The following is a 20582-nucleotide window of genomic DNA, read 5'->3' as shown; positions in this document are numbered from 1 at the left end:
TGATTGACCGCAAGAGTCCCTTAGTATCGTTAAGACAATCAAAGGCAGCTATGTTGGCAGAGCAAGTCCGACTTCAAGGCCAGATTAGCTCAATCTTAGGAAATCACGTGCCGTCGATATTCATTTGGTTTTGAATCATGGAATCTAGACTAATCAGCCAATTGAAAAAATCAGTTTTCTATATAAGAATATAATAAAGGAAATTTCATGATTAAATATTTATTTTATTTACTGCTATCCTTAACTGCGTCCAATTCAATAGCTAATCCGTGCCTTAACTTAAAGGCTGCAGGAGAGAAAGCTGGTTGCGATGAGCATCATTCTTGTTACAGAGCAGATAACGATTGTTATAAAGGTGGATCAATAGCTTATTCTTGTGAAAACTTCATTATTTGTAAAGATAAACAAAGGAATGAAGTTTCAGAGAAAAAAGAAACTTTTTTGAGAAAATGTAATCCAAAGTATAAAGAAATCAAAAACTGTAATGGAAAAAAACCTGGAAATGATTGTTATTCTTCGAAAAATGAATGCCATATTGGGGGATCTATAGTTTATTCTTGTGATGACTTTGTCATTTGTGAAAGACTAGCAATAAAAGAAAAGTTATCAAATGATAAAATCTTTAAAGAGAAGCCTGATGAGGGCGTGAAATAAAATTCTTTGTTTCAGCGGGCGCACACTAACCCCTGGTTTGATTGGCAAGGGCTGACCTGAAATAATCAGCCATCCTTATCTTTACAATTTTCAAATATCGATTCAATTTTTTTTAGCAGTAGTCTCAGTATCGGGCCAAAAGGTCCTAAGAATCGAGACGGAAAAAAGATCCAGCAGTTAAAAGCTAGAGTTGCTGATTCTTAACTGACTACCATGCAAGAGTTACGTGGTCGGGGATTTCACTTTAAAGCAAATACAAACACTAGTTCGAATTATTCTTGATCCGCTATTAGGGTCTTGAATTATTTCTTTTTCAGGAACTAGATAGGTGGCATAGCTGGGTTATTGTTCAGCAACGAATTTGATAATGGATTTGATATAGGCTTCCCAGTTTCGTTCACTGGTGTCAATCAGAATGCTCTTTAGTTTGGTTACCTCAAGAAATTTTCTTCGTCTCTCTTGGGACTCTATAAACGCAAGTATAGACGCTTCCTGAGATCCATACCAGTCAATAAGATTCTTACTCCAGTTCTGATTTTCCATTTCAGGACGAAAAAAAGATCTATCTCCAAAATTATTGTTTGGAAAATCCAATAAGACTAAACCGAAATTCAATTTCAATAATTGTTGGTCGAAGCTTTCAAATAAAGTACATTTAGGCATCAACGCGAAGAATGTGGGGTGGAAGCGCTCAAGAACAAGAAATTCGCCAGACGCTTGTCGGGTCTGAATGGTCGGCATGAGTTGAGTCAATCTAGAATAACGATCTTGATCTGATAGTCGCTCATCACGAAGCTCGGCAACGAGTTCTCCAGTTGTCAGTTCTTCATAAATAATTTTAAATGAGGGTTTGAGTCGCTTAAATGAGTTACTATCACGTAACCCTGAAACGATTGTTGATTTGCCGGTACCAGCAACACCTTCAATAATTAGTCCATCCATAATATAGATTTACTTGAAAAAGGTTTTGCGATCTAGAAGCAAATGAAATTTTTAGGCTAGCGTTATGCCTGATCGGAACTTTTTGCTCAAAATTAGCAACTGATTATCGAAAGTGGACGATTCTAGAATGGTTCTCGATCCTGACCTGTTCATAAAGGAAAGTATTGAAAAGGTGGGCCCAAAACAACTGACTTAGAAGAAAAAGCCACGGGCCCAAAAAACCAAGCGGATTGTGATTTTTAAATTGCAAGAAGAAGTGGTTCTAAAGCGCTTGTTACCTCAAAGGCTCTTGGTTTTGGAAAATGAAAATATTCTACCGGAGGCGAACCTTGCCGAGATAGTAATGATCTTGTTCGGCCTCGAGAGTAAAACCGGCTTTTTCTAAAACGCGACCCGAACCAACGTTCTCACTCGCAACTATTCCATTTATTTTCGGAAGATCTAAATTTAACATGGCCCACATGCTTACAGCTGCAGCAGATTGAGAGGCAAAACTTCGTTTTTGGTGGCTTTCGCCTATAGCATAACCAATTTCAACTTCTCCATCGGTGAGGGGACTGAGTCCAACGTGTCCAATGACTTCTCCAGTCTGCCTAAGGGTGACACCAAATACCCAATCCACTTGTCATTTTATAGGCCGAGTTATCTGCAATCAGATTTAAGTTAGTTACATTGAGAGAGAATCCAGCATTCCCACTGATGGTCATTCGGCTCATGACGGGTTCTTGAGCCTGGCGAAGAACTACATTTTTGTTGTTATCGCAAATTCTTCTGACAGTTCAGTGCTCGCGATGGAGTTGGCCTGCTTGGCAAGTCTGGCTTGAAGAATTTGGTTGTCTTTGTTTCTGGATGGCAAAATTAAAGTAGATAGTCTTCAACCAAGAAGGAAACTTCATTCCGGCCCAGCTGTCTGGTAGATCAATTCCCTGGAGTTGCCAACCAAAAATAACAGTGCCTTCATATTTTTCATTTGCTATGGCCATTTGCTTCAGGATAAATTTTGAAAATTCAATCCGGTCCCAGTTTGGATTGGCGAAGCCCTGAAGGACAAGCCATCTCTCAATTCCGGGGTTGGCTTGCCGTGCAAAGTCTGCAGCATTTCCGGTTATAGAGATAAGATTATCCAGGGAGGAGGCACCACTGGAACTCATATCAAAGGTGTAGGGGTCAAAACCCATCCAGTCGAGGACTGCGAGAGTTTTTTTAATGTAGGCTAACTCTTTGTTATACAGGGTTGTATTTGCTTGGAGAGAAAAGATGGAAGCAGGAGTGAAATTAATTCCTATCTTGGCTTTGGGAAGAGCGGACCTTACCAGAGAGATTGCTTTCTTTGTCTCTGAGAATTGCAAATCCAAATCTCCGGTTCCATTTCCAGTCCAGAACATCTCATCTTGAATAAAAACGCGAACGCCAGGAGTTTTGAAGAGCGGGTACCTGTCTATAAGTTTTTTGAGAATCTGCGAAGAATCGAGATGCTGTCTATACCACAAACAGCAATCGGGATGACTAAAGCCATTGGTTAAGTTGATACTGAAATGCTCTTTAAAAGCTTTAATACACTCTCTGTTATACTTTTATAGAATGGAAGCCATAACGGTATAGCCGCAATCATTTTCTTTGAACAAAGACGATTCATGGAATTCCAAAGTTCAAAAATATGATCTGTAATTTCCTCGTATTTGCTTGGTATGGGGATCATGACTCAACGAGGTTTTTAGTTTTCAGAAGGTTCACTCAGCAAAAGGAACAATGATTGTAAGTGTCTTATTTCTTGCGCGTGCATGAACTTTCTGGTTTATACTGGTCTATGGTTTTTTCAACCGTCTCGGCTCGGCAAAAGATTTTGGAAATTGAAAGTGCTATTGAACTAGCTTTCCATTTCCCTATGAAAGATTTCCCAATGGCACCGGCCCGCGATGTTCCAATACTGGTGCCCGGGCTATTACCTCCGAAAATGGGCCTATCCTTTAAAGAAGGTCAAGCCCGCCTACTGCATGATCTTGCCAGTATTGAATTGCAAGCTATGGAATTAGGGCTAAGAACTTTGCACGAATTTCCAGAAGCCCCTCAGGGATTTCGTGACGAATTGGTTGGCGTCATCCGTTCAGAAAGCTACCATTTAACTTTATGCTTAGATGGAATTGAGAAACTAGGGTTTCGCTGGGGAGACTGGCCTGCGCATACGATGCTTTGGGCGGCAGTAGATAGGACCGACTCATTGCTCGATCGGGTATTAATTGTGCATCGCTACCTGGAGGGCAGCGGACTGGATGCTGGCGAAACACTTTTACGCCGACTTAATGCTGTTTTGGAATCACCGTTGCATGCTATTGCAAAAATAATAGTAAAAGAAGAAATTGAACATGTCGCATTTGGTTCACGCTGGTATCGTGAGATTTGCAGACAGGAAAAAATTGATCCGCAAAATGATTTTGCAAGTCGTTTAGAGTCTTTTCGCTTTCGCATACCCAAGAGAATCGAGAAAATAAGTCATACCTATAGAAAGATGGCCGGTTTCACTAATTTTGAACTCGATTATTTGGAATGTTTACGATCACGCATGGCTAAGTTTTCCTAGGTTTCATCGTGTCCCATGACAGAAACAATAATTTCAGCATCCATTGTTTCAAGTTCTTTTTGGGTTCGGCTAGAGAGCATTACGCTCATAAAGGCTTCAATGGCCACTAAGACATTGTGGAAAAAGCTATTGATATATTAGGTAATGATCTTTCTTATACAATGGGAACAGCCTTTATCGAGTTCAGTTTAAATGAACAGATGAGTTAGAACCCTATTTTTTAAAAATCTGGAGTTGTTAGTAAATCGGCGCCAATAGTTTTTCTAACAGAAGGGTCGCTAAATTTGTAAATGATTTTATCGTAGATAAAATGTACCATCACAAATCCAAATCGAAATCCTACTAAAGCAGAAAGAAGAATGGGGACATTGTTAAAAGATATAAGATCATAGGTTAGTTGGCTTAACTTGACACCCGCAATGGCAAGATCAAAAGTCATTATTGAGACTCCTATTAGCAAGACAACGTAAAATAAAAACGATTTTCGCCAACTAGTTTTTTTTATTTTACTTTTATCAATGGAGATAGTATGTGCGGCTATTCCAATGGCAATGAGCCAATGGGAAAAATTGTAAATGGCCACAAATGCTGGATCTATCCAGAAAACCAATAGAGGTAATAAACCAATTGTAGGGATTAAAATAAGTCGAGGAAGACAATAGCTTTGAGTGCGTTTTATTTCTCTAAAAAACATGATAGCGGTGATGAAGATAGAAACTATGATACAAGTATATTTTAAGAACTCTTTTGTAAGATTCGTCGGTGATTTTAAATAATGAAAATAAGGACCAGCAAGTCGATGATGAACAAGCCACCAACTTAAAGGAATTATAATTAAATAACTAAGAATGCAAAATATTAAATCAAATTTTCTTTGAATGGGACTATATCCGCCATCCTTTATTCGATAAATAGTCATGATGCCAAAATATTGAAAAGCAAAATGATAAGTATTCCATGTTAAATAAAAAATACTTAATAGAACCATACCATTTACATAATCTTTTGTTGCAGTTATTTGAGGTAAGAAATCAGGACCTGCAGGAATTCCCATCAAATTGAGTCCGGTCAGAAGGCCAATTAAAGTAGATGCGATAATGGCAAGCAAAGGGATCCAAATAAATTTTATTTTGTGTTTAATCATTTGAGCTTTAAATTCCGAGTGAGACCAGGCGACGAGCACAGGGGAGACAAGATGCCCTCCCCATAATAAAAATCCAGCGGCTAGGGTAGCCTTTCCATCAAGGTCAAATTTTTGAAAGATAAAAAAAATAAGAGCAATGGGAATCCCATTTAAGATCCAGAATGAGTCCCAAGCGCCACTGCGTATCCAACTTTGTCCTTTCATCGTCTCCTTTTTTTTGCAGCTAAATTTTAATAGCGCATGGGAAGAATTAAGCCAATTTCTATCCTAGTTTCAAAGAATAATTTCTGCCCCTAGTCTTTAATTTAGCTTTCATTTTTTCTGACAAATGTAATCCTAGCTTATTTACTGACCAAAACAAATACACTTTAAAAACTTCAAGATCAGCGTTAAGGTCTCTGCCAATTAACAACATGGTTTCAATCTTTTTTGCAACGAAGCCGTGTCCTAAACTTTAATCAGGATTTCAAATGAAATCAGCTATTATTTCTTCTTTTATTCTATTTACCAGTTTGGTGCAGGCTCGCATTTGTACCACTTCCGAACACCTTGTTTGCGGCTTTGCCCCTGTTTGCAGCAGCGAATACACTGTCAATTGTTCCGATGGTTCATCAAGTACATTTTATGGAATAACAGGCCCTTTGGGTTGGGGTAAAGGCGCGTATCCCCAATTAAAAAAATGGGCAATCGCAGAAGGATTGATGGAAAAAAAGCTCGATGAAGGTATGATTTTATTTTATGATCGCTCAGAAGGAGCTGATGCACGCTATTGTACAACGACGCTGATAAATTCGCAAAAAACCGGTCTTGATGGAAAAGTAGTGCTTCACAACATTTACGTCAATTGCCTGTCCGATTCTGCTAAAACGAAACTTATCCAATTGGTGACGACAGAAAGTGTTGCTGATAGTTTGGAGAGTGCAGGATATATAAATATCACTAAGGACAAAACAGCCAAGATTCAGTATTACCGATACGCAGCTGACTAATCTACCACACTCGCTACAAGCCAGCCGTTTTAAAGTATGGCTGGCGGAAACTCACACGCTAAGTACTTCCTTATGAATTAAATCTCCGACCGAAAGCTCCGGAAATAAAATCCGTAGCTTTTTTTTTGTACCCACAAGGAATAAACATGAGGAAGACCCACGACTTTGGTACTGGTGCCATAGACCTTCAAATTTACTGCTTCGTATGGCCCGATGGCACATCAACAAAGAGGATGTTATCCTCTTTTATTGCAAAATATTTTATAGAGAGAAGAAATCAACTTCTTTATTTTTGGGTCATGAATGCTATAATAAACATAGAGTCCACGCTTTTCAGAGGTCAACATTTCTTCAAGTTTCATCAGTTTCAAAAATTGAGAAATTGAAGACTGAGAACCGCCGCAAAGCTCTTCTAATTGGCCTACAGTTTTTTCTCCATCTGCCAGATGGCAGAGCAGCATAAGTCTTTGAGGATGAGAAATGGCTTTCAATATTGCGGCAACCTCGTTGCGGATATTCTTCATTTCGAGCGCAGAAAGGTTTACTTGACTTTTCATATTATAGTATTATAATATACTTATATTAAGAGGCCAAGCTAAAAGTGAAGAGGTCTATTTAAGATTAAGAGGTCAAAGATGAATAAAAATTTAATATTTCAACAACTTTTCGAAACGCAGAGTTCGACTTACACCTATCTGCTAGCGGATGCGGTCTCAAAAGAAGCCATTTTAATTGATACAGTGATTGAAACTGTAGATCGGGACCTAAAGCTTGTCGCTGAGCTGGGTTTGAAGCTTGTTTATGTTCTTGATACCCACATTCATGCAGATCATGTGACTGGTGCTGGCGAAATCAGAAGAAGAACGGGAGTAAAAACAGCGGTGCCTAAAACAGCAAGTGTAGCTTGCGCCGATTTGAATCTAAGTGAAGGAGATGAGTTAAGCTTCGGGCCGTTCAAGATTAAAACTTTAGAAACACCGGGGCACACAGATGCTTCGCTGAGTTTTTCCTGCGAAGGAATGGTTTTTACAGGTGATGTTCTCCTTATAAGGGGAACAGGTCGAACTGACTTTCAGAGTGGTTCAGCCGAAGATCTTTTTGATAGCGTACATAAAAAACTATTCACTCTTCCTAAAGATACAAAGGTCTATCCGGCACATGACTACAAGGGGTTTACGTCATCCACGATTGAAATGGAAATTCAGCACAACCCGCGGGTTGGGGGCGGCAAAACGAAACCGCAATTTGTGCAGATTATGAAAGATCTGAAACTAGATTTGCCGAAAAAAATTAAAGAATCTCTTCCAGCAAATATGGCTTGTGGCTCATCTGATAAAAATGAAAAACCTACCGACTTTAAGACACTGACTCCTCAAGAGTTGAGCGCGCTACGGGATCAAGCTTTAGTTATTGATGTGCGTGGACCAGAGGAATATGTGGGCGAGCTAGGTCACATTGAAAATTCTCATCAAATTACTTTGGGAGATAAATTGAAACAGTTTTTAGAAGGATACAATCGGTCAGAAGAAATAGTGTTTGTCTGTCGGTCGGGCCAACGCTCGCAAGATGCTGCAAAACTTGGAATTGATTTGGGTTTTAAAAAGATATCTCATCTGGGTGGTGGAATGCTTAGTTGGAATGAATGCAAACTTCCAGTTGAACACAAGGACGGTCTTTAGATGAGCAATTCTTGTTTGCAGTATCAGTTACCTTTGCTACGAGATAGGGCTTCGAGGTGGCATTTTATTTCTGGTAGGCTCTTGTTTCAGATCATTGATCGCCGATACAGTATAAAGAGGTAGCCTTGGAATTTGTAGGATATCTAGCCGCCATTGTAATGGGAGTTTCCCTTGGCCTTATTGGAGGTGGTGGTTCTATTCTTACAGTTCCAATTCTTGTTTACTTATTTGGACAAGACCCTCTTATTGCGACCTCAGGATCACTTTTTGTTGTCGGATCAACGGCTTTTGTTGGTGCTATTTTGAATGCGCGAAAAAAGTTGATTGATTTTAAAACCGGAGTACGTTTTGCAATTCCAAGCTTCCTAGGTGTTTTTACAGCAAGACATTTTATTTTGCCCTATATTCCAGATCATATAATTTTTCTGGGCGAGTTTACACTCACAAAGCCACTCTTATTGATGGGATTTTTCGGCATTATCATGGTGCTTGCGTCCCGAGCTATGATCCGTTCAGGGAAAGCGACACTTGAGCCTATTGCCGAAGTTTCAAATAGCGGTAAAGCTAGTTTGACTATAGTAATTTGGCAGGGATTTTTAGTCGGTGTCACCACTGGTTTTGTCGGAGCTGGAGGCGGATTTTTAATTATTCCAGCTCTAGTCCTACTATTGAAGTTACCAATGAAGAGGGCGGTGGGGACCTCACTTGCCATCATCGCTGCAAACTCTATTTTTGGTTTTACGATGAGCATCGGAAATCTAGACTTCGACTGGCCTTTACTTTTGAAGATCGCAGTCATAGGAATTTTTGGAATTGCCATTGGCCAATTTTATTCTTCGAGAGTTAACGAGAAGTTGCTCAAGCGGGGGTTCGGGTATTTCGTTTTGGCTATCGGTTCGTTTGTGATTTTGGATCAAATATTTAAAATGACGTAAATGAAATTTTATTTCTCCGAGCCCAAATTAGGATTTGTCGAGTTCTCTTTTATTTGGGTAGCCAAAGGTTTATAAGGTCAGTTGATCTTATCCTTAGAAGCGACACGTTTCTCCACTTGATCTTTTTGGGCTACTAATTTGAGCTTCAGAATCATTTCATCTTTGATAAGTCTATCACCAAGTTGTGCAAAGAGCTTTCCTGAGGCATACTTTAGACCCCATTTGGTCCTGTCCAACTTCAGCGTAGCTTCGCCTTTCAGAATATTCTTTTCCATTTTGACTTGAGCCAAAAATTCCACTGGCTTTTTCACGCCCACAATGGTGAGATCACCCTTAAACAAATATTGATTTGCAGATTTCTTCTGCACAGAGGACACAACAAAGGTAGATTCTGGATGCTCGGCAACTTTGAAGAAATCTGCGGACTTCAAATGCTTTACCAGGGAATCTTGTAAGTTCGGGCTCTCTTTGAGATCTTCATTCGATAGGGTATTCATATCAACTTTTATCAAGCCAGCTAGTATATTTTCGTTTTTAACCTCAAAGAGTCCTTCTTTGATTGCAATATTGCCGTGGTGAATAGCACCGGTGGCTTTTGATCCGCTCCACTCAACTCTGCTTTGAGTTGGATCGATTTTAAAATTGCTCGCCAAACTTTTGGAAGCTAAAACACCAGATCCTAAAGCGGCAAAACTTATACTAGCAATTATGAGACGCATTTGATTCCTCCATTTCCATTTCAGAAAAAAGTACTGAATTAAGAATTGGTAAATGCCAAAATCAGACCAAACTAGCTTCGAATGAATACTAAATGAGGGAATTTTGGGCGCCTTATCAGCACGGAAAGTCAATAATTGTTTGACAGTTTGCCTTAAATTTAGTCATGTCCCGTTTTTGGAATCCCCTAAATGCCTCAAGGAAATTCGTCGCAACTTGAGATTTAACATTGTAAAGCATCCCAATGTCGATACGTCATCGATTCCACCTGGAAGAAATTGGCTAAGTTAACATTTCATAATTCTAGATTTAAGCGGCTCCCATGACTTCGTGATCATAGTATGGTTTTTCTCTGTCACTCAAAAAAATGTCCTTTATTTCTTTTGCCGTCCCTTGTGCCTTTAGCCAGTTATCCACTGCTATTTCTTTTATGAAAATGGGAGTACGGTCGTGCCCCGTTGCCCTTATCTCTGGAGCCGGTTCGTCTGTTATCAGTGCTGCTGAATACAATTGTGGTTGGCCACTTTTTTCCCAGCAATCCCATATTACAGGAATAAACATATTTTCTATCCCCTTAGGTTCAAAGCAAATGACTATGTTGTTTTGATTTTGGATTTCGGCGGGGAGATTTTTGCGGTTTGGATATTTTTCAATGGGGACGTTTTCATAAAACTTTTTAAGTACCATTAATCCTCGGCGCTTTAGCAGTGAATCATTCCAAAATCTCACTTTGGTCAGGCTGTCAAATCTTGCGTTGTAGCAGCCCCCGTGGGTTTCATCGAAGCTTTCATTTTCATTATGGGGTCGCATGTGATATCGCATGGGTCTGATGACTTTATTTCCCCCATCATCTAAGCATAATACAGAGATATAATTAAAAGGATAGATTCTGGATTCTGATTCAGACTTTAAATTTTCAGTCTCGTGTCTTGCAATGTCGAATTTGCATTTGGATATTTTGCTTGTAGAAATTCGTTTGTCTTCAAAAGCTTTTTTAGTTTCTTTTTCTTTGAGAGTTTCTTCTGCTTTTTTTAAGCGGATTTCTTGTTTTTCAAGTTCTTCATTTAACCGTTTAATTTCATTTTCGTGCCACTTTCTGATTTTGCTAGCTATCGCCTTTTCCTCCATGGAGCTTGCATTTTTTAGAAAGGGAATCTCCATAGCTTTGTTGATGGTGAGTTTTTCACCTTCTAGTCTTCTACCAAAAAGTTCACTATAAAAATCTGTTTGAACTTTTGCATTGAACATTCTTGCTAGTTTTTTTGCGTCTTGTTCCACCATTGCTGAATAGCACATGTACTACCTCCCTACTTTTTTTGGCCAGTATCAGTTTATTCATTTAAATAAATGGCCAAATGATAACTAGATTTAGACCTAGCGTCGGTTACCTTTACTCGCAGTTTCAACTTGTGTAAGTCATTGGAATTGCTCATACCTTTCTACAACACAAGAGTCTTTCTTAGAAAATTTTAAAAGTTAGACTCATTGACTTACATATAATTTACACCTATTCATGGAATTGACCTTTTTACAGCGAAAGGAAAATTTCATGGGTAAAGCAGAGCTCTTACAAAACTTACGACAAATCACCGGAAGTGTTATTTCAACAGATAAAGAGTTCTGGGCCGCTCCTGATTTCTCAGCAGGAGTCGCCAAGGGTATTGTAGCTGAACTGCTTGGAAATGCACGCACTGAATGGTTGTTGAAATTTTTTGCGATGCACACTGAACAATATATTTTTTGGTGTGAGCGCGAATCAGCAGCAAACCCTACGGCTATCTATCAGCGTGGGGTAAATCTTGAGAGGATTAAATTTGTTAATTCCTCTGGGGATTTACAAATCCCATTACGTCTTGCTTTAGAGTGTCAGCATTATCCATTTGTTGTCGCACCGAATGGATTTAGTGACATCAAAATTTTTCAAAGGTTTCAATTTTTAGCTGAAAAATCCAAGAGCACCTTGTTTCTTCTGGGGAATCAAAACTTTTCCCAAGCCTGGCCTATCGCTTTGCAATTGGAAATTAATTTTTCTCCAGAGGGTTTTAATTTGTGGGTTCAAAAACAAAAATACGGAATTGGTCTATGAAGGTTCCAGGGGGTAAGCCTGTATGAAGGTTGCTTGTCTTTGGTTTGATGTAGATGTGCCAGTATCAAAGTTAGCAGAACTTTTTTTGCGCTTTAGTCCACAGATTGCCTTAAGGGGAAATAGAGCCATCTTCATTGAGATTGGAAAATGCAGCAGGATCTATTCAGAAGAAAGTTTTAAAATTCGCAGTGAAATTCTTCTTAAACGTAATGGTTACAGGGCCCACCTAGGTATAGGAACCGATATTACGGACTCCTTACTGAAGGCTCTGTTTAAGACAAAGAACATTAATGATTTACCCTTGATTGCCTTGCTGGAATTGGCAGATCCTTTTGATCGCGACTTCGTACTGAGAAAGTCAGTACAAAATTTAATCAACTCATTCCAAGACTTGGGCATTAAAACATTAGGTCAATTTAAACGTATCCCTGCCAGTGAGCTGTTATCACGATTTGGAATTGTTGGCCGCCATTGCCACAACCGCGCCCAGCAGTTGGATCTTGTTACTTGGCCACAGTGGAGACCAGAAGAAACCATTCAAGAGAGAAAGGAGTTTCCCTTCTTTGAATTTTATGGTGAGCTTGAACCGATTCTTTTTGAATTAAAATCTCAATTGGACAAAATATTTGCTCGCCTTTTTTCAAGGCGAAAGAAATTAATGAAGTTACAAGTTCAGATTTCCTGTGAAAAGATTTCGATTCATCCCCATAATGTTAGAGTTCTGGAGTTTGATTTTTATACTCCGCAAAGCTCAAGTAAAGGAACGTTGCGAATTTTAAAGGAGCGCTTAACCCGAGAATTTGAAAGGCGCCCCATACTATCGCCCATTGAAATGATCGAATCCAAAGTTTTAAGAACTGTTGCGACCAATGAGGGTCAGAAGAATATTTTTGATAACGTTGAAGAAAAAATGGAGGAAATTTATTCTATTCATAATCAGCTTATTGAACTTTTAGGAAAAGAAAATATTTATCAAGCCGTATTGACAGAGGATCGTCGTCCTGAAAAATCTTGGAGAAAAAAATACGATAACCCTCACGAGGTGGTTATCCGTATTCCAAAAATTGCAGGTGTTATTCCAGAACGCACAACCTTCCTTTGTCGGTATCCTATCAAAATTGAAGTCACTGCTGGATATGTCCATATTAAAAAGAAAAAGTATCGCATTTTAAATTGGGACAATCAGGTAGAAATCATCACCGGGGGCTGGTATGAAAAACCAAATGTGGAAGTAAAGGATATTTTTGAGCGGTACTACTACCATGTGGAACTTGAAGGCCATCAGAAAATTTCAGTTTTTGAAACTCCGGCTCGAGAATATTTTCTTCATGGATATTATGGTTAACTATGTACGTCGAACTGAATGCCAAATCAAATTTTTCTTTTCTTAGAGGTGCTTCTGATGCCCGTGAATACATCCTAAAGGCATATGAGCTTGGTATGCCGGCAATTGGAATTGCTGACATCAATGGTGTGTATGGTCTTCCAAGGGCCTTTGAAACTATTAGAGATAAAGCTCCTCACATCAAATTACTTTGTGGTTCTGAAATCACCATTGAAAATCATCCACCAATTACTTTTCTTGCTAAGACCAGAAAAGGCTGGGGCATTTTATGTAGAATCATTACTCAGACACATGCAGGAAAACCAAAAGGGGAAGGGTTTTTAAGCCTTGATGAATTAGAGTTTCTGATTCGTCGGAGCTCTTGCGAGGAGGACCTAGTTTGTCTTTTAAAGAATGATGAAGCCAATCATTTTAATTTCTTTGTGAAAAATTTTGGTTCTGTTTTTATTACCCTTTGCAGGTATCTGGATGGTCTCGATCGAAAGAGAACCCTTAAGGCCATGGAGCTTTCAAGTCAATATGGGTTTCCTATTGTAGCCTCTAATGATGTTCATTATCATGACTATAAAAGGCGCCCCCTACAGGATTGTTTAACCTGTATTCGTGAGAGTGTGACTTTAGATACTGCTGGGTTTAAATTATTTGGCAATCATGAGCGCTACTTAAAATCATCCATGCAAATGGAACTTCTGTTCTCTGATTTGCCGCAAGCGATTCATAATACGGTTTTGATCGCAGAGAGTTGTACTTTCTCATTGTCAGAGCTAAAGTACACCTATCCAAAGGAGTCCGTGCCACCTGGACACACGGCAAAGTCTTATTTACGGGAGCTCGTTTTAGCAGGTGCTAAGGAGAGATATAAGGGGCTTCTTTCGCCCGAAGTAGACAAGCAAATTCGCAGGGAGCTCGATTTTTTTTCCAAACGCGGGGAAGAAGATTATTTTTTAACAATGCACGATATTCTTAAAGAAGCTAAGGAGAAGAAAATTGTTTTCCAGGGGCGGGGTTCAGCAGCTAGTTCTATTGTATGCTATGCTTTGGGAATTACTGCCGTTGATCCCGTGGCGGCTCAATTGTTATTTGATAGATTTGCTAATGATGCCAGAAAAGATCCTCCAGATATTGATGTCGACTTTGAACATGAACGTCGGGAGGAGGTCATTCAAGGAATTTATGCTCGTTATGGCCGGGATCGAGCGGGAATGGTTGCCGCCGTTCATACCTATAAATCTGCCGGAGCTTTTCGCGAAATCTGCAAAGCCATTGGCGTCGAAGTAGGAACGCTTAAGGCTGATGTTGTCAGATCCCGTTTCACTGAGCTTGCCAAGCAATATGCTTATCGTGGTGTCTTTGTTGAAACACTCACCTCAGAGATCGCCGATTTCCCTAGACACATTGGAACCCACTCAGGAGGTTTTGTAATTACCAATGAACTTCTCGTTGAAACGGTTCCCGTAGAGCCAGCGGCAATGGATGGCAGAACCATTGTTCAATGGGATAAACATGATCTTGAAACCTTAGGCATGATGAAAATTGATATTCTTTCCATTGGTTTTCTCACAGCTATTCGCAAAGCTACAAATCTCATTGGAATGGATTGGCGGGATATTCCCATAAATGATGCCCGAACCTACCAAATCATTCAAAGAGCAGAAACTGCAGGTTGCTTTCAAATTGAATCCCGCGCGCAAATGAATTCCTTGCCCCACACAAAGCCGGCAACTCCTTATGAAATGACCATTCAAGTCGCCCTCATTCGGCCAAGTATGAGTAAAGGTGGCATGAGTAGGTCTTATTTGCGCGGAAGACTGCAAGCTAAAAAAGGATTTCCCTTTAAAAGTGGAAACTCCGCCATGGATCATATTCTTGGCAGAACCCACGGCGTTGCCATGTTCCCAGATCAAATCATGCAAATTGCCATGGAAGTTTGCCATTGGAGTTCCATCGAGGCCGATCAATTAAGAAGATCCCTTGGTAAGGAGCGAAGTGCCTCCAGTGTGAATAGCCAAGGGCAAAAATTATTTAAATCCATGCTTGCAAATGGAATCAGTGAAAAATTAGCTACTGACATCATGAATAGAACTCAAGGATTTGCTAGCTATGGATTTCCAGAAGCTCATGCCGCCTCCTATGGGTCGTTAGCATTTAAGTCCGCCTATTTAAAGGCGCATTATCCTGCGGAATACCTGTGTGCCCTTATTAATTCTCAACCCATGGGGTTTTACCGAATTGATTTTCTTATTAATGAAGCTAAACGAAATAGCGATGTGAATGTTTTACCTGTTCATCCTTTAAAGTCCGAGTGGGATGCCATCATGGAAGGTCATAAAACAGTTCGGATGGGTTTTAGAAATATTGGAAAAATGAGAAAAGAAGACGTTGACGAGTTGATTTTAGAAAGAAAAAAAAAGCCATTCCAATCTGTTGAGGATTTTATTGCTCGAACAAACTTTGATAAAGCCGTTTTGAACAATCTCACTATGGCTAATACCTTTGAATGTTATGGCATTGATCGAAGACACTCTTTTTGGAAATCACTGGCCTTTAAGAATTTAGTAATCCAAGGCTCATCTTCAGTTCAATTATCTTTGTTCGATGAAAACTTAAGAATCGATAGCGAAGAGCTTTTTGATAAAATGACAGAACTTGAAGAAGCTATCATTGACTATAGAACTATTGGGTATTCCCTCAAAGGGAGTTTAATGAAACAGCTTCGTCTTGAAGTGTCCATCTTACCACCAACAAACTCCAAACTTATACGACAAATAAAAACTAATTCCCTATTAAGGTGTGCTGGCATCTTGTTGGTTGATCAAAGACCACCACCTGCAAAAGGTTTTGGCTTTATCACTCTGGAAGACGAATTTGGAACCATTGATTTAGTTGCAAGACCTGCTGTTTATGATGGCTTTAAACAAGTATTTCGATCTTCAAGATTTTTAATAGTTACAGGAAGGCTTCAGCGAATGGATGACCATGTTACGGTTTTAGCAGATTCTTTCGAGTCCTTCGCTCCCACTGGAAAACTTAGAAACCACCAACCCCATCCACGAATGTTAAACCGAATAGAATGGTAGAGAGAACGATTACCTATTACTTAATAACATTAAATTTATCAGAATTTCATCTAGGGGCAGTGAATGGATTTGAAGAACTCTGCAACCTCAGGTTGATCATTGTTTGCAGCATGTTTTATCAAAGAAAAATCTGTTGAAAATCTTTTTTTCTGATCACAGTCTTCATGAACGCTCCAAGTTATTTTCCTAAGCAAATCTAGAAGACCGTTCTCAATTAAAAATAAAACGGGTCGTGTTTGAATGTGATCTTCTTGAAAAGGATCGGCCTGTTTTTCAATTAAGAAGGCGGCTATTGTTTTCTTTTCAGATAAGGGGAGGGGACCAAAAACGGCGTAAGAAAGAGCATTGTATCCATACAGGTCTACTAAATTAACATTTACGTTTTGATTTAAGAGAAATTCAATGAGTTCCCTTTTTCCATATCGACTGGCCATCATAAGGGCCGTCACCCCTACCTTCGATGAAAAATCCCAAGGAACATTTAAATCCCCGTGAAGTTTTTGTAGAGTGCCAGCATCACCTTTGCGGGCGGCTTGAAACCATTGCATCGATTGATCGAGTTGAATTTTAAATTCTTTAGGTTGAGGAGAAGACGGAGCGGAAACAGCAGGGAGATCTTGTTTTTGTTGTGAAGTCTGGCATGAAAGAATCAAGGCCAATGATAGAGATAATAAAATAGATTTAAGACTTTTCAAACGCGCCCTAAGTGATTTCAATTTGAACCCAGTACTTTCATAAGTGAGTCCAATTCAAAGGGTATTTGAAATGATTCTCCCGTTTTCATATTCTTGACCGATAAAATTTTATTTTCAATTTCAGTGCTGCCAATAACAAGGGCAAAATCAGAATTTTTACTGGCTGCCTTTTTCATCTTCTTTCCTACATTGCCACCATAAATAATTTCAGTCGTTAGTTTAATATGAGTTGAAAAAGTGTGAGTTGCAAAATTTCTGATTCTTGCAGCTAATTTAAGAACCTCGGGTTCTCCTGTCTCGTCGGCGGCTATCAAGGAAATAAGAGTTCTTTGTTCTGAAAGAAGTTCCTTGTTAGCAAGATCAATGAGTCGCTCCACCCCCGCAGCCCATCCAACGCCGGGGGTTTTCGGTCCTCCCATCAAACTGATAAGTCCATCATAGCGACCACCGGCCAGGACAGTGCCTTGGGCTCCGAGCTCTTGAGTGACAAACTCGAAAACCGTGTGGCCATAATAATCCAGCCCGCGAACGAGGCTGTTATCGATTTGGTAAGCTAAGTTTACTTTTTCCAATAAGGAGATTAAGGTATCAAAATATTTTTTTGAACTTTCATTCAGAGATTCAAGGAGTTTGGGTGCCATTTGATTTATTTCAATATCCTTTTCATCTTTGCTGTCTAGAATGCGCAAGGGATTCTTGACTAAGCGAGTCTGTGAGTCTTTGGATAAATCCTGTTTAAACTGAGAGTAGTACGAGACCAACTTTTCTTTATAAGCAGCTCGAGATTCTGGGTCACCAAGGGTGTTTAATTTTAAAACACATTTTTGTTCGACACCAATAATTTTGAGTAAATCATATCCTAATTGTAAACACTCAATATCCATGCTTGGCGAATCAATTCCTAAAACTTCAATGCCCATTTGGTGAAACTGTCTGAATCTTCCTTTTTGTGGTCGCTCATAACGAAACATGGGCCCGCAGTAATAAAATTTAAGTGGAATTTTTTGGGCTAAGCCTTCAGAAATAAAAGAACGAGCAATCCCAGCCGTTCCTTCGGGTCTCAGAGTCAGGGACTCATTGGATCGGTCATTAAAGGTATAAGTTTCCTTTGCAATCACATCGGAGCTTTCGCCCAGAGTGCGGTGGAAAACTTCAGAGTGTTCAAACAGAGGCGTTTTAATTTCACCAAAGCCATAAGCAAGAGCTTTTTTAAAAAATTGTTCCTCCATGGAGCGAAAATAAAAGCTTTCCTTTTCAAACCAATCTTGAGTGCCTCTAACTTTTTGCATAGAAAAATCCTTATTGCTTGATACGAACTCTTCTATTATTATCAACCAATCTTTATGAAGTCGATATTAAATAGACCTTATTTTATTGCTGGATGTCTTTTTCTTTTTATTTTAGGAGGCGCTTTTTTTTACGTCTTCTCTACAGGTAAATCCTTGAAACTCTCAGGAAAGGAAACAGAAGTTGATTGGCGCCTGCTGGGGGAAATGGATTACATTACGGGTAAATCTCCTGCCGAATTAGAAAAATTAAATCATAAAGAAGTTAAAGTTCCAGGATTTATGGTTCCCTTGGAAGATAATTCTAAAATGGTGACAGAATTTTTATTAGTGCCAACTCCTCAAGCTTGTATTCACGTTCCAGCGCCTCCACCTAACCAAATGGTTTATGTGAAAATGAGAAACAGTCATGGTGCTGAAGTTCCCATGGGGCCGATTTGGGTCTATGGGGAGCTGAATATGGTTACCAAAAAATCTATGTATGGTGACGCCAGTTTTGAAATTCTAGGAGATAGGGTCGAGGCCTACAAATAAGCCACAGCAATAGAACCTTCGAACCATTTTCAATTAAGCCGCTATTTTAACTTTATCTGCAGCTTCTGGTTCATAATCTGAATAGGGGGTGACAATAACTTCATACTCACCATCTGGTTTTTTAAATCCTCTGATCTTATGAAGCTTCAGTGGTTCAGAACGACCTTTGACTTCAGCGGAACCGGCATACTCGGCTAGAAAATCGCTCCCAACTTTTTCGATAACGGTATCACTCACAAGTAAATCGGAGCCAAACGCCTTTGTGGAAGATTCAATTCGCGATCCCGTATTCACCGTGTTTCCAATAATGGTGTACTCCATTCTTTCTTCCGAGCCAATGGTGCCAGAGATGGCAGATCCATAATGAAGTCCCATTCCAATTTGAATGGGAGACTCACTTCGTGCGAGCCTTTTATCATTGAGCTCGGCAAGGGCCTTGCGCATTTCAAGACAAGCTTTTACCGCATTGTGAGCGTCTTTGTTTGAGGATTTAGGAACACCCCAAACGGCCATGATCGCATCGCCAATAAATTTATCAACAATGCCACCATGGGAGTTGATAATTTTAACCATCACAGCGAAGTATTCATTAAGCATCTTAACCACTTCTTCAGGTTTTTTCTTCTCAGAAAAGGCAGTGAAGCCACGGATATCGCTAAAAAAAACAATCACTTCTTTGCTCTGTCCACCTATACTGACATCTTTTTTCATTAAATCTTCAGTGATGCTTGAGCCATGGAATTTATTGAAAAGATTTTTTACCTTATCTCTTTCTTTTAACCCTTCCGTCATTTGATCAAAAGCCACGGCGAGCTCTCGGACTTCGTCTTTTAAAAATGAGTTGATTTGCAGAGCCGCCTTGACATTGAAGTTTCCTTTGGAAACCAGTCGGATTAGACTTGTTAATTTTTCGAGGGGCTGAGTTAGAGACATCGAAAAAAGAAAAATTAAAAACAGAGTTCCAGATAAAAAATACCCAACAATACGAATAATATTTAAATTGAGTTCGTCGATAACTGCCAAGATCACATTTTCATCTAGCTGAGCAAAGACAATGGGGCCGAAAGATGTTTTTGAAAATGCCGCATAAAAAGCTTTACGCGTTTTCTTGTCTTTAATATATTTCATCCCATTAGCCATGATGCTTTCCTTAGCATAAGAGACAATATCTTGATCTGAAATATTAACTTTATTAATGACTTTGGTTTCATCTACGTCAGCCAAGGTAATCCCATTGGCATCGGTAATAAAAAAAGAACTGGTGGTGCCGTTTTCAGAAACAGTTTTTTGTAAAACAGAAAGGGAAATATCTGCAATAACAACATGGGTAATTTTATTGGCGGCGTCCCTGATCAGGGGTAAGCCAATGGTTAAAACAGGTTCATACCCTTTTATCGAACTATTTAACAAGATCATATTTCCTTTACCTTCAACGATCTTAGTATAATAAATAGGATAATATTTTCTGAAATACTTTACCGCTTGTTCATTGTAGACCATGTTGGCTTCTGTTTTCGCTTTGTATTTGGCATTTAATTTAGTAGCCATGGAATTCTCGAATTTATAAGCTTCGATACCTAAAATAAAGCTGTCTAAGTTAAAATTGTTATCGATATCTCTTTTTAAGTTATTATAGTTTTGCATCGCGTTCGCGTTCGATGCTTGTGTTGAGAGCATTTCTTCAGTTTCTTTTAAACTCAAGAGTAATCGGCCATTGAGGGAAATTTTATCTTTTAATCCAGAGAAAATATGATCAATTTCTCGCGATTTACCTTTGGCCAACTCTATATTGTTGTCTTGTTGAGCATCGACGAGTTTCTCTTTGGTAATGCTTGAAGTCTTTATGGAGACGGGAACGGTGACGCCAATAAGAAGAAGACTCGTGATAATGATCAGTTTTATCGAGATAGGTATTTTCATA

The 20582-nt window shown here is 39.3% G+C and carries 19 protein-coding genes; 9 read left to right on the top strand and 10 right to left on the bottom strand.

The annotated features are described in order from the left end of the window. The first annotated feature begins 207 nt into the window (after window positions 1-207). Window positions 208-654 (top strand): hypothetical protein, encoded by a 447-nt coding sequence (locus J0M15_13000; GenBank protein MBN8537966.1) that lies wholly within the window; start codon window positions 208-210, stop codon window positions 652-654. Window positions 655-996: 342 nt separating this feature from the next. Here J0M15_13000 and J0M15_12995 read toward each other — a convergent pair whose 3' ends face one another. From J0M15_12995 to J0M15_12985, 3 genes are all read right to left on the bottom strand, one after another. Further along, window positions 997-1596 carry a hypothetical protein gene (locus J0M15_12995; protein MBN8537965.1) on the bottom strand — a complete coding sequence of 200 codons (600 nt, stop codon included), beginning with the start codon at window positions 1594-1596 and terminating at the stop codon, window positions 997-999. A gap of 313 nt (window positions 1597-1909) precedes the next feature. Next, window positions 1910-2218 (bottom strand): GNAT family N-acetyltransferase, encoded by a 309-nt coding sequence (locus J0M15_12990; protein MBN8537964.1) that lies wholly within the window; start codon window positions 2216-2218, stop codon window positions 1910-1912. Window positions 2219-2375: 157 nt separating this feature from the next. Further along, on the bottom strand, window positions 2376-3086 hold the full coding sequence (locus tag J0M15_12985) for a hypothetical protein (GenBank protein ID MBN8537963.1): 711 nt from the start codon (window positions 3084-3086) through the stop codon (window positions 2376-2378). 317 nt (window positions 3087-3403) lie between these two features. Between J0M15_12985 and J0M15_12980 the strand changes: the two genes are divergently transcribed. Further along, a complete protein-coding gene (locus J0M15_12980) occupies window positions 3404-4174 on the top strand; it encodes a DUF455 family protein (GenBank protein MBN8537962.1) in 771 nt (256 codons plus the stop codon). Window positions 4175-4394: 220 nt separating this feature from the next. On the opposite strand, the gene J0M15_12975 is transcribed toward J0M15_12980, so the two are convergent. Continuing rightward, window positions 4395-5522 carry a hypothetical protein gene (locus tag J0M15_12975; GenBank protein ID MBN8537961.1) on the bottom strand — a complete coding sequence of 376 codons (1128 nt, stop codon included), beginning with the start codon at window positions 5520-5522 and terminating at the stop codon, window positions 4395-4397. Between the two features lie 266 nt (window positions 5523-5788). Here J0M15_12975 and J0M15_12970 point away from each other — a divergent pair, with 266 nt between their 5' ends. Continuing rightward, window positions 5789-6307, top strand: coding sequence for a hypothetical protein (locus J0M15_12970; protein MBN8537960.1), 519 nt, complete (start codon window positions 5789-5791; stop codon window positions 6305-6307). Between the two features lie 236 nt (window positions 6308-6543). Here the strand turns inward: J0M15_12970 and J0M15_12965 are convergent, their stop codons facing one another. After that, window positions 6544-6864, bottom strand: coding sequence for a helix-turn-helix transcriptional regulator (locus J0M15_12965; GenBank protein ID MBN8537959.1), 321 nt, complete (start codon window positions 6862-6864; stop codon window positions 6544-6546). Window positions 6865-6942: 78 nt separating this feature from the next. On the opposite strand from J0M15_12965, the gene J0M15_12960 reads away from it, so the two are divergent. Then, entirely contained in the window at window positions 6943-7986 is a 1044-nt protein-coding gene (locus J0M15_12960; protein MBN8537958.1) for an MBL fold metallo-hydrolase, read from the top strand. 125 nt (window positions 7987-8111) lie between these two features. Next, the gene (locus J0M15_12955; GenBank protein ID MBN8537957.1) at window positions 8112-8921 is read left to right on the top strand and encodes a sulfite exporter TauE/SafE family protein; all 810 of its coding nucleotides are present in this window, start codon (window positions 8112-8114) and stop codon (window positions 8919-8921) included. Between the two features lie 77 nt (window positions 8922-8998). On the opposite strand, the gene J0M15_12950 is transcribed toward J0M15_12955, so the two are convergent. Then, window positions 8999-9640, bottom strand: a complete 642-nt coding sequence (locus tag J0M15_12950) for a YceI family protein (protein MBN8537956.1) — start codon at window positions 9638-9640, stop codon at window positions 8999-9001. A gap of 307 nt (window positions 9641-9947) precedes the next feature. Further along, window positions 9948-10934: an SOS response-associated peptidase family protein gene (locus J0M15_12945; protein MBN8537955.1), complete on the bottom strand. Its 987-nt coding sequence runs from the start codon at window positions 10932-10934 to the stop codon at window positions 9948-9950. 253 nt (window positions 10935-11187) lie between these two features. On the opposite strand from J0M15_12945, the gene J0M15_12940 reads away from it, so the two are divergent. From J0M15_12940 to J0M15_12930, 3 genes are read left to right on the top strand one after another with little or no spacing between them, the layout of a single operon-like run. Then, window positions 11188-11724 (top strand): hypothetical protein, encoded by a 537-nt coding sequence (locus tag J0M15_12940; GenBank protein ID MBN8537954.1) that lies wholly within the window; start codon window positions 11188-11190, stop codon window positions 11722-11724. Window positions 11725-11746: 22 nt separating this feature from the next. Further along, on the top strand, window positions 11747-13069 hold the full coding sequence (locus J0M15_12935; GenBank protein MBN8537953.1) for a hypothetical protein: 1323 nt from the start codon (window positions 11747-11749) through the stop codon (window positions 13067-13069). 2 nt (window positions 13070-13071) lie between these two features. Next, a complete protein-coding gene (locus J0M15_12930) occupies window positions 13072-16146 on the top strand; it encodes an error-prone DNA polymerase (protein ID MBN8537952.1) in 3075 nt (1024 codons plus the stop codon). A 50-nt stretch (window positions 16147-16196) separates the two neighbouring features. Here J0M15_12930 and J0M15_12925 read toward each other — a convergent pair whose 3' ends face one another. Both J0M15_12925 and J0M15_12920 read right to left on the bottom strand, forming a co-directional pair. Next, window positions 16197-16841, bottom strand: a complete 645-nt coding sequence (locus J0M15_12925; protein MBN8537951.1) for an ankyrin repeat domain-containing protein — start codon at window positions 16839-16841, stop codon at window positions 16197-16199. A 17-nt stretch (window positions 16842-16858) separates the two neighbouring features. After that, window positions 16859-18130 carry a histidine--tRNA ligase gene (locus tag J0M15_12920; protein MBN8537950.1) on the bottom strand — a complete coding sequence of 424 codons (1272 nt, stop codon included), beginning with the start codon at window positions 18128-18130 and terminating at the stop codon, window positions 16859-16861. A 54-nt stretch (window positions 18131-18184) separates the two neighbouring features. Between J0M15_12920 and J0M15_12915 the strand changes: the two genes are divergently transcribed. Beyond that, window positions 18185-18661 (top strand): DUF3299 domain-containing protein, encoded by a 477-nt coding sequence (locus J0M15_12915; protein ID MBN8537949.1) that lies wholly within the window; start codon window positions 18185-18187, stop codon window positions 18659-18661. Between the two features lie 33 nt (window positions 18662-18694). Here the strand turns inward: J0M15_12915 and J0M15_12910 are convergent, their stop codons facing one another. Further along, window positions 18695-20581 (bottom strand): HAMP domain-containing protein, encoded by a 1887-nt coding sequence (locus J0M15_12910; GenBank protein ID MBN8537948.1) that lies wholly within the window; start codon window positions 20579-20581, stop codon window positions 18695-18697. Between the last annotated feature and the right edge of the window lies 1 nt (window position 20582).

The organism is Deltaproteobacteria bacterium, from assembly GCA_017302835.1.
Lineage (GTDB): Bacteria > Bdellovibrionota > Bdellovibrionia > Bdellovibrionales > Bdellovibrionaceae > UBA2316.
Note: the sequence above shows the minus strand (reverse complement) of the source record. Positions and strands in the feature narration are given on the sequence as shown.

Excerpts from the sequence above, each read along its gene's own strand:
- J0M15_13000 (MBN8537966.1), top strand. The coding sequence starts at position 208 with ATGATTAAATATTTATTTTATTTACTGCTATCCTTAACTGCGTCCAAT.
- J0M15_12995 (MBN8537965.1), bottom strand. The coding sequence starts at position 1,596 with ATGGATGGACTAATTATTGAAGGTGTTGCTGGTACCGGCAAATCAACA.
- J0M15_12980 (MBN8537962.1), top strand. The coding sequence starts at position 3,404 with ATGGTTTTTTCAACCGTCTCGGCTCGGCAAAAGATTTTGGAAATTGAA.
- J0M15_12975 (MBN8537961.1), bottom strand. The coding sequence starts at position 5,522 with ATGAAAGGACAAAGTTGGATACGCAGTGGCGCTTGGGACTCATTCTGG.
- J0M15_12970 (MBN8537960.1), top strand. The coding sequence starts at position 5,789 with ATGAAATCAGCTATTATTTCTTCTTTTATTCTATTTACCAGTTTGGTG.
- J0M15_12965 (MBN8537959.1), bottom strand. The coding sequence starts at position 6,864 with ATGAAAAGTCAAGTAAACCTTTCTGCGCTCGAAATGAAGAATATCCGC.
- J0M15_12960 (MBN8537958.1), top strand. The coding sequence starts at position 6,943 with ATGAATAAAAATTTAATATTTCAACAACTTTTCGAAACGCAGAGTTCG.
- J0M15_12950 (MBN8537956.1), bottom strand. The coding sequence starts at position 9,640 with ATGCGTCTCATAATTGCTAGTATAAGTTTTGCCGCTTTAGGATCTGGT.
- J0M15_12945 (MBN8537955.1), bottom strand. The coding sequence starts at position 10,934 with ATGTGCTATTCAGCAATGGTGGAACAAGACGCAAAAAAACTAGCAAGA.
- J0M15_12940 (MBN8537954.1), top strand. The coding sequence starts at position 11,188 with ATGGGTAAAGCAGAGCTCTTACAAAACTTACGACAAATCACCGGAAGT.
- J0M15_12935 (MBN8537953.1), top strand. The coding sequence starts at position 11,747 with ATGAAGGTTGCTTGTCTTTGGTTTGATGTAGATGTGCCAGTATCAAAG.
- J0M15_12930 (MBN8537952.1), top strand. The coding sequence starts at position 13,072 with ATGTACGTCGAACTGAATGCCAAATCAAATTTTTCTTTTCTTAGAGGT.
- J0M15_12920 (MBN8537950.1), bottom strand. The coding sequence starts at position 18,130 with ATGCAAAAAGTTAGAGGCACTCAAGATTGGTTTGAAAAGGAAAGCTTT.
- J0M15_12915 (MBN8537949.1), top strand. The coding sequence starts at position 18,185 with ATGAAGTCGATATTAAATAGACCTTATTTTATTGCTGGATGTCTTTTT.
- J0M15_12910 (MBN8537948.1), bottom strand. The coding sequence starts at position 20,581 with ATGAAAATACCTATCTCGATAAAACTGATCATTATCACGAGTCTTCTT.